At 60.0% G+C, this 3,812-nt stretch carries 1 protein-coding gene; it reads right to left on the bottom strand.

Translation table 11 applies throughout. The features are described 5' to 3' along the window. Positions 1-53: 53 nt before the first annotated feature. A partial coding sequence (locus tag ABX749_RS25355; protein WP_372898463.1) for an FG-GAP-like repeat-containing protein occupies positions 54-3,812 on the bottom strand: 3,759 nt, incomplete at its 5' end.

Consider the following 3,812-nt stretch of genomic DNA (forward strand, 5'->3'; position numbering starts at 1 on the left):
ACTCGTCGCCTCGTCCACTACCGCCTACCCGAAACGCAAGGTGACACGGAATACTAGCGGATTGCGTCACCCAAACGCTTCAAGAAATTCAGCCCGAATCGTCCGTAGTCTTGTCCGTCCACGTCGCCATCGCCGTCGGAGTCGAGGTGCGGATTGAAGGCCGGGTCGGTGCCCGATTTCAGGAAACTTAATCCGAATCGCCCGTAGTCTTGGCCGTCCACATCGCGATCGCCGTCGGTGTCACCGAACAGTCGGAAAAACGCGTCGACATTTTGTTGACCCCAAACGTAGTCGCGGATCATGGCGGTTCCCTCGGCGGTTCGAATCCTCGCCGAGTCAATCCGCAAGAGATAATTGCCGTCGCTGAGCGAATTGGCCAGCGGTCCCGAACCGGCACGAGCCACCGTGGACGCGCCGGCAAACCCGATTTGAACGACGGTGGTGCCACCGGAATCATCCGCCGTCACTGTGACTTGCCCTACCTCTGTATTGGTGTCGGTGTTGGTCACAATGAAGGCGTCGGCGAGTCCTTGATGGTCGACGATCGAATCAAAGCGGACGACCAACGAGGTGAGCTGGGACCGCCCGTTGCCGCCGTCGTTGACCTGGATACTCTGCACGTCCGGCGGGGTCGGAGCGTCCAGCAAGATCGTGTGAACGCGGCCGCGATTGGACGAACTGGTCGGCGACGAGCCAACGAGCAGATCGACGTGACCGTCGCCGTTGATGTCGCCCGCCGCAGCGACTGATCGGCCAAAGAAATCGGATTCCGCTAACTGAACGACGCCCCCGTTGGCAGTGCCGAGTGCGACGTGGTCAACCACCGATCCGTCACTGGCCAGATACAACACGAACGCTTGGCCGGTTTGCAGGGTTTCTGCATCGGCATGCCCGTTCGCGCCGACGAGCAACTCGGTGACTCCGCTGGAATCAAGATCGCCGAGTGCCGCGACGGAATAGCCGAATTGCGACAGGCTGCCCAGGGCCGGTTCGTTAGGATGGGTGCCGTTGATCTCGTAACTTGATTTGACCGTTCCGTCGCGCTTCATGAACAGGATGTAAACGGCACCGCTGTTGGTGGTCACGCTGCGGTTGCCGTAGGCACCGACGGCCAGATCCGTCACACCATCACCGTCGATGTCGCCGAGCGACGTGACCGAGTTGCCGAAGTACGCGGAATTGGTCAACGCTGGACCGCCGCCGGTCTGGCTGGCGATCAAGGTGGTTTCGCGGGCGGTTCCGTCATCGGCCGAAAACAGGATGTGCAATGCTCCCGAAAAGACGTTGTTGATCCGGACGAAGTTTTCTCCGATCGCGAAGTCCGGATTGCCGTCTCCATCCAAATCACCGATGGGTGCAAAGGTCGACAATTGGGGGAACCCGCCCGGGACGGTGGCGAGCATGTAGGTGTGATTCTTGACTGTTCCATCGGCATTCAGCATGACGCGGCTGATCGATGCGGTTTGATTGCCCGTCTGCTTGCTCATCACATACAGATCCGCAACGCCATCGAAATCCAAGTCGCCTGCCGGAGCGATCGCCATCCCGAATTGATCGCTGGCGTCAAACGGCAAACCCGTCGTGTCGGCGATGATCTTCTGATGACGCTTGATGCTGCCGTCGGCATTCATCATGGCGATGTAGACGGCACCGGCATCCAATGCCAGATCATCGTCGCCGGGGGCGCCGATCGCGATGTCGTCGATCCCATCACCGTCCAGATCTCCGAGTGCCGCCACCGATGCGCCGAATTGATCGGACGCATCGAGCAGGGGTGCACCGCCGGTACCGCTTGATAGAACCGTCGCGCTGGCGGCGGTTCCCAGCCCCGGGTTGCGAATCGTGACCGGATAGTCTTCGACTTCACCCGGCCCAGACGGTCCCACCGGGGATTCCGCCACGGCGTCCGTCCCCAGTCGGAATCGGGCGAACGTCTCGCCGGCACTGCCGCCGGGAACGGGCGGGAACGGAAGCGTCACGATGGCTTGTCCCGTGCCGGAGACAATCGTGGTTTGAGCCGATTCGTTGGCTTCGAAAACACCGTTTCGGTTGTAGTCGATCCATCCCGATAGCGTCGCATCGGCATCGGTCAGATTGGTCACCACCAGCGCCACCGTTGGCGACGCGGCGACGGTCAGCACCAAGTCGCGATCAGCCGCCACGACGCTGTTCTCGTCGTCCGGGGCGTCGACCGCATCGTCCGCACCCGCCCAGGCGTTCTGCAAGGTTCCGTCGTCGGCATCGGCAATCCGGCCCAAATACAGTCCGGCGGTAAGGACATGCGACGGCCCGTTGTCCGCTGCAAGCGTGTTGTAGTTTCCGGCGGAGGTTCCGGTCGCCGTGTCGGGCGCGTCGCCGTAGTCGATCCCGATCGCCGCGGTCTGGAAATTCCAGCGGTCGTCGGCGAGACCTTCGTAGGGATCCCCGGGCACGTTGTTAACGACTCCGGCATCCAGTCGAACGTAATACCTGGTGTTGTCAGCAAGATCACTGAGTGGATCCAGGGTCAGGGTATCGCCGCTGAGAACGACATTGGACGATGTCACGTCAATGGTTTCCACGATGGAATCGTCCGCGGCCAGGTGAATCGTTGCCCAACCCGAACCGAGCTGGATGATTTGATCGAACCGGATCGACAGGTCTTGCCCGGGAGCGACCATCGCGCTGCCTGCGGCGGGCGTCAATTCCTTCACACTCAACAGAACTCCGTTGACGTTCTCGATCCAAGCGACTCCATTTGATTGAGTCGTCACCACGACGTCCAGATCGGAATCCCCGTCAAGGTCGGCGGTCGCCAAATCGATCGCCTGATTCGCTTTGTCGCTGAGCGTTCGGAGTTGGAAGTTCTGCGCGCCATCGTTTTCCAGCCACGACAGATTGGAAAACGAATTGGTCCCCTTGGCGATCGCGTCCATGTCGCCGTCGCCGTCCAAGTCGGCGAATTCGACCGCACGCACCGAGCTGATATTGATCAACAAGCGTTTCGTGAAGGAGCCGGCCGCGTTGTTTTCGTACCAATTGACTTGGAACGAATCGGCGCTGACGACATCCAGCACGCCATCGGAATTGACGTCAAAGATCTCGACCGCGTAATGAACCCCCGTCGCGATCGCGTGCTGCGTCCATCCGGTTGCGTTTTGTTCGTACCAGCTCAGACCGTCATCGTTGACGACAATGTCCAGGTCGCCGTCGCGATCCAGATCCGCCACTTCCATCAGGCTTCCGTCCACGTTGCCGGCCAACGTCTGCTTAGCGAAGCTCTGGTCGCCTTGATTGACATACAGCAACAGTAGATCGTCGAAATTGTCGACCGCGATCAGGTCTTGATCGCCATCTTGGTCATAGTCCACGACGGTAAAGTCTTGTGGCGTGGCGAGCTGATTGTCGAGCACATTCTTGGTGAAACTTTCGTTGCCCTGGTTTTCGAACCAACCGAGTTCGTCAGAGATCGGCAACAGATAGACGACGTCCATGTCCCCGTCGCGATCAAAATCGACGGCTTCGACCGACTTCGTGTTCCACTGGTTGTACAGCAACTGTTCGGTGAATGTCCCCGTGCCGTCGTTCTTGAGCCATGCGAGATTGTTGTCGCTGCCGTCGGGAAGGATCAGGTCGATGTCTCCGTCGCCGTCCAAGTCGACCGGGACGACGACACTGCCACCGCTGAAATTGGGTGACAACGATTCCAGCGGATAAAATTCACTCGAAGCGATTCGGGGCGGCGTGATCTCGACCCGATAATCTTCGACTTCGCCATCGGGCGCGTTGCCGACCACGCCCAAGCCGCCCGTCGTGCTTAGACGCACGCGGGC

The organism is Stieleria sp. (assembly GCF_041595215.1).
GTDB classification, from domain to species: domain Bacteria; phylum Planctomycetota; class Planctomycetia; order Pirellulales; family Pirellulaceae; genus Stieleria; species Stieleria magnilauensis.